At 71.3% G+C, this 4,394-nt stretch carries 6 protein-coding genes, 2 tRNA genes and 1 pseudogene; 6 read left to right on the top strand and 3 right to left on the bottom strand.

Annotated features, from left to right (window positions below; translation table 11 throughout):
• A pseudogene (locus tag FRZ03_RS41070) lies at positions 1-88 on the top strand (CGNR zinc finger domain-containing protein); the annotation flags it as partial.
• Here the strand turns inward: FRZ03_RS41070 and FRZ03_RS34250 are convergent.
• Both FRZ03_RS34250 and FRZ03_RS34245 read right to left on the bottom strand, forming a co-directional pair.
• Complete coding sequence (locus FRZ03_RS34250) at positions 73-633, bottom strand: CGNR zinc finger domain-containing protein (protein ID WP_146468951.1); 561 nt, start codon at positions 631-633, stop codon at positions 73-75. The pseudogene FRZ03_RS41070 and the gene FRZ03_RS34250 sit on opposite strands and share 16 nt — an antisense overlap.
• A gap of 285 nt (positions 634-918) precedes the next feature.
• Positions 919-1,332, bottom strand: coding sequence for an SsgA family sporulation/cell division regulator (locus tag FRZ03_RS34245; RefSeq protein ID WP_004002642.1), 414 nt, complete (start codon positions 1,330-1,332; stop codon positions 919-921).
• Positions 1,333-1,522: 190 nt separating this feature from the next.
• On the opposite strand from FRZ03_RS34245, the gene FRZ03_RS34240 reads away from it, so the two are divergent.
• The 4 genes from FRZ03_RS34240 to FRZ03_RS34225 all read left to right on the top strand — a co-directional run bounded on the left by FRZ03_RS34240 (position 1,523) and on the right by FRZ03_RS34225 (position 2,844).
• Positions 1,523-1,918, top strand: coding sequence for a TIGR02611 family protein (locus FRZ03_RS34240; RefSeq protein WP_146468950.1), 396 nt, complete (start codon positions 1,523-1,525; stop codon positions 1,916-1,918).
• Between the two features lie 84 nt (positions 1,919-2,002).
• Positions 2,003-2,074 (top strand) — tRNA-Val (locus FRZ03_RS34235).
• 212 nt (positions 2,075-2,286) lie between these two features.
• A complete protein-coding gene (locus tag FRZ03_RS34230; protein ID WP_146468949.1) occupies positions 2,287-2,733 on the top strand; it encodes an SRPBCC family protein in 447 nt (148 codons plus the stop codon).
• 39 nt (positions 2,734-2,772) lie between these two features.
• A tRNA-Val gene (locus tag FRZ03_RS34225) sits at positions 2,773-2,844 on the top strand.
• Between the two features lie 68 nt (positions 2,845-2,912).
• Here FRZ03_RS34225 and FRZ03_RS34220 read toward each other — a convergent pair.
• Positions 2,913-3,638: a 3'-5' exonuclease gene (locus FRZ03_RS34220; RefSeq protein WP_146468948.1), complete on the bottom strand. Its 726-nt coding sequence runs from the start codon at positions 3,636-3,638 to the stop codon at positions 2,913-2,915.
• Between the two features lie 168 nt (positions 3,639-3,806).
• On the opposite strand from FRZ03_RS34220, the gene FRZ03_RS34215 reads away from it, so the two are divergent.
• Positions 3,807-4,373: a DUF4365 domain-containing protein gene (locus FRZ03_RS34215; protein ID WP_146468947.1), complete on the top strand. Its 567-nt coding sequence runs from the start codon at positions 3,807-3,809 to the stop codon at positions 4,371-4,373.
• Positions 4,374-4,394 lie beyond the last annotated feature (21 nt).

The following is a 4,394-nucleotide window of genomic DNA, read 5'->3' as shown; positions in this document are numbered from 1 at the left end:
CCGCTCCCGCCGCTACTGCGACAGCCGCACCTGCGGCAACCGCCTCCATGTGGCCGCGTACCGGGCCCGCCGTCAGCCCGTCGCTTCCTTTCGGCGGGCCCGGTACGCGGCCACATGGAGGCGGTTGCCGCAGGTGCGGCTGTCGCAGTAGCGGCGGGAGCGGTTGCGGGAGAGGTCCACGAAGGCGCGCCGACAGTCCGGGGCCTCGCAGCGCCGCAGCCGCTCCTCCTCCCCGGCGACCACGAAGAAGGCCAGCGCCATCCCGCAGTCGGCGGCGAGATGGTCGGCCACCGACGCGCCCGGCGCGAAGTAGTGCACGTGCCAGTCGTAGCCGTCGTGGTCGGTCAGCCGCGGAGTGGTGCCCGCCGCCGCCACCAGTTCGTTGATCAGCCCGGCGGCCGACCGCGCGTCCGCCGCCTCGAAGATCGCCGCGAACCGCGCCCGGATCTCCCGCACGCCCGACAGATCGGCCTCCGACAGCACCCCGACATCGCTGATCTCGTGCTTGCGGATGAAATCCGCGAGGGCCGGCACATCGGACAGCGCGTCCGCCGCCGTCTCGTCCTCCGGCGCGGTGTTCACCAGATCCACCACGGTATCGAGCGCGCACCGGGTGTCATGGGTGATCAGCACGTTTCGCTCCCTGGCCTGGGGGACGGGCGGGCGCCCGCCGATGCTGGCCGATGGTAGCGACAGCGCGCCGGGCGCACCGGCGCACCGCGGCCCCGACTCCCCGTGAGAACGGCTCCGGGGGCCGATGGGTTCCCGCGCCGGGGCGAGCGCGCGAGACGCGCCGGCGGACCGACGCCGCTTCCGTGAGCGCTCACGGTGACGGCGCCGGCCCGTGCCGTATGCGGTTGTGTGGCCCGAGCCGTCTCCCCGAGTGGACGGCGCCGGGCTGCTTGGAAGGGCCGCGGGCTAGCTTTCCGCCAGGATGTGCGAGAGCTCCTGATCCAGATCGAAGTGCCGGTGCTCCGTGCCGGGCGGCACGGCGGCGTCGGTCCGCTTCAGGAAGGACTCCAGGGCCCGCGCGGGGGCCTCCAGCAGAGCCTCCCCCTCCGGGGAGCTGAGGGCGATGCAGACAACGCCCTGACCGTGGCTGCGGGACGGCCAGACGCGGACGTCGCCGGTACCGGTGGGCCGGTGCAGCCCTTCGGCGAGGAGGTCGCGGGCGAACACCCACTCGACGGTTTCCTCGGCTCCGGTGTGGAAGGTGGCGTGCACGGCGTAGGGGTCGGCCGTGTCGTACCGCAGGCCTGCGGGGACAGGCAGGGAGGACTCGCTCGACACAACGAGGCGCAGGTGCAGCTCGCAGCTGACCGTGGTGTTCATAAGCGCCAGGGCCTTTCGCTCAGTGTGCGCTCGGGGATTCGCACGTCGGCGAAATCGACATGCCACCTACGGTGCCGTTGTAAACCCCTCTGAGGGTTTTGCGTGTGTTTACGCCACTCTTCCGGCCGAGAACTCGTACCGGATCTACGCCCATTCCGGTGATGTGAATCACTCGGGTAGGTTTGTTCGTATGAATACGGGGAGTGACGAGTCGGGGCTGGGCTCCCGTGCGCCCGAATTCGTGCGGTCCCGCCGCCTGCTGCACCGGGGCTGGCAGGTGGGCGTCTTCGTGGTCGGCCTCGCCGTCGTGGTCGCCGGTGTGCTCATGCTGCCGCTGCCCGGACCCGGGTGGGTGGTGATCTTCGCCGGCATGGCGATCTGGGCCACCGAGTTCGTCTGGGCCCAGCTCGTGCTGCGCTGGACCAAGCGCAAGGTCACCGAGGCGGCCCAGCGGGCCCTGCGGCCCGAGGTGCGCCGCCGCACCCTCACCCTGACCGTGGTCGCGGTGGTGATCGCCGGGGTGCTGGGCGCGATCTACCTGTGGCGGTACGGCCTCGTCCCGCCCTGGAGGATCGAGCGCCGGTGAGCCGCGTCCGCCGTCGGCCCGCGCACCGCCGCGGACCGTGGTCGGGGGCACCCCCTGACATGGGGTAATGTTCTTCCTGCGCCCGGGCGATTAGCTCAGTGGGAGAGCGCTTCGTTCACACCGAAGAGGTCACTGGTTCGAACCCAGTATCGCCCACCCGGACCGACGGCCCATCCGCGAACAGCGGATGGGCCGTCGGCGTATCGCCGGGCAACCGGTCGAAAAGGCGGGGACTTTCCGGAAAGCCGCCCGGTATTTCCCGTCCGCGATGCGGCCGGAGAATTTCCCGGACTCCAACCGGGCACATTCGAACAGAAACTGAGTCGGAATCAGCATTCCCGGCGTGCGGCCGTGGGCAGACTCCGCGCATGGACCGGAACCACTACCGCTTTCGCAGCCTGTGGCCCCTGCCCGCGCCGCCGGCCGCCGTCTACGCCGTGCTGGAGCGGCCCGAGGACTACCCCCGCTGGTGGCCCCAGGTGCGCTCGGTGACCCGGCTCGACGACTCCACCGGCGTCCTCACCATCCGCTCGGCGCTGCCGTACGCCATGACCTTCACCGCCCGCGAGACCCGGCGGGACCCGGCCGCCGGGGTTCTGGAGATCGCCATGAGCGGCGACATCGAGGGCTGGGCGCGCTGGACCGTCACCGCCGGGGGGCCCGGGACGCTCGCCCGGTACGACCAGGAGGTCGATGTGCGCAAGCCCCTCCTGCGGCGGCTCGCCGTACCCGGCCGCGCCGTCTTCCGCGCCAACCACCGCCTGATGATGCGCGCCGGACACCGCGGCCTGGTGCGCCGTCTGCGGGCGGTTTGAAGGATCGGCGTGGGGACCTGTATTGTTCAGTGCGTTCCCGGGCGATTAGCTCAGTGGGAGAGCGCTTCGTTCACACCGAAGAGGTCACTGGTTCGAACCCAGTATCGCCCACCGGGAGAGAGCCGGTCCGCAGCAGCGGACCGGCTCTTCCGCTACCGGGACGCTGTCGATCGGGTGCCCTACGCGGCCGCCGGCAGCCCCGGTCGCACCGGCCACTCCGTGCTGACCGTCTCCTCCGAGCCGCTGCGGGCGAACCAGGCCTGAAGGCCCCGGGCCTGCGCCGCGTGCCAGTCGGCCTGGAGGGCGTGGAGCTCGGCGGGGGAGAGGCGTTCGAGCCGGGTGGCGAAACGGCGGCCCAGCGCCCGGACGACCTCCAGCGCCGCCAGCGCGTCCGCCGCCGCGTCGTGCGCGCCGTCCAGCGTCACGCCGTAGTGCTCGCACAGATCGGTCAGGGTGCGCCGCCCCTTGCGGTAGCGGTCCAGATGCTTGTCCAGCACCCGCGGATCCAGCACCCGCAGCGGCACCGACGGGAACCACTGCTCCAGCGAGGACGCCCGGTGCCGGCGCAACTCCCGGTCCAGCAGCGTCAGATCGAACGGCGCGTTCATCACCACCAGCGGGCGGCCGCGCGCCGCGTGCTCCGCCAGCAGCTCGGCTATCTCCAGCATCACCGGCGCCGGCCAGCGGCCGTTGCGCTGGAGGTGCTCCTGCGTCAGCCCGTGCACCGCCGTCGCCGCGGCCGGCACCGGCACCCCCGGATCGACCAGCCAGCGCGACACCCGCGGCAGGGTCCCCGGGGCGTCCTGGACGAGGACGGCGGCCGACACGATCCGGTCGGTCTCGACGTCCACGCCCGTGGTCTCCGTGTCGAAGGCGGCCAGCGGCCCCTCGTACCAGTACGTCATCCCAACCCAACTCCTCGTTCACCCAGGGCAGCTGACGTTCCGTCTTCCGCCCATTTGGTGATACCCGGGCCGTTTGCGCCGTACGCCGCACGGAGACAACAGGAGTACGGGTCTTTGCAGTTCAGCGGCCCGCCCTGAGGAAAGTCCTGGTTCGGAAGGCTGTTGGTCATGGCCACTCTGCAGCCCGAGCGGGGCGGGCTGCTGCCCGAACGCGCGCAACCCCTTCGCGGCACCCTCGCCACCACCGCCTGCATGGAGACACTGCAGGTCGGCTATCTGCACGCGGTCGCCGCCGCGGCCGGCTGCTCGCTGTCCCAGCCCTTCCCGGACAACGGCATCGACTGGCACGTCAGCCACAGCGCGCCCGGCCACACCGTCGACGACGAGGTCACCATCAAGGTGCAGCTGAAGGCGACGTACCAGATCGCCCCCCACCCCCAGGGCCGCACCTTCTCCTTCACCCTCGACAACGAGCACCTGCGCAAGCTCGCCCGTACCCCCGTCTCGGTGCACAAGATCCTCGTCGTGATGCTGGTCCCGCGCTCCCAGGACGACTGGCTGCGCGCCGGCCACGACCGGCTCGACCTCAGGCACTGCTGCTACTGGGTCAACCTGGCCGGCCACCCGATCACCGGCCGGCACCGGACCACGGTGCGCATACCGACCACACGCATCTTCGACGACCGGGCGCTGTGCGAGATCATGACCCGTGTCGGGACGGGAGGCAGACCATGAGGAACCGTCCCCCCGAGGAAC

The sequence above is a fragment of the Streptomyces misionensis genome (assembly GCF_007896895.1).
Lineage (GTDB): Bacteria > Actinomycetota > Actinomycetes > Streptomycetales > Streptomycetaceae > Streptomyces > Streptomyces misionensis_A.
Note: the sequence above shows the minus strand (reverse complement) of the source record. Positions and strands in the feature narration are given on the sequence as shown.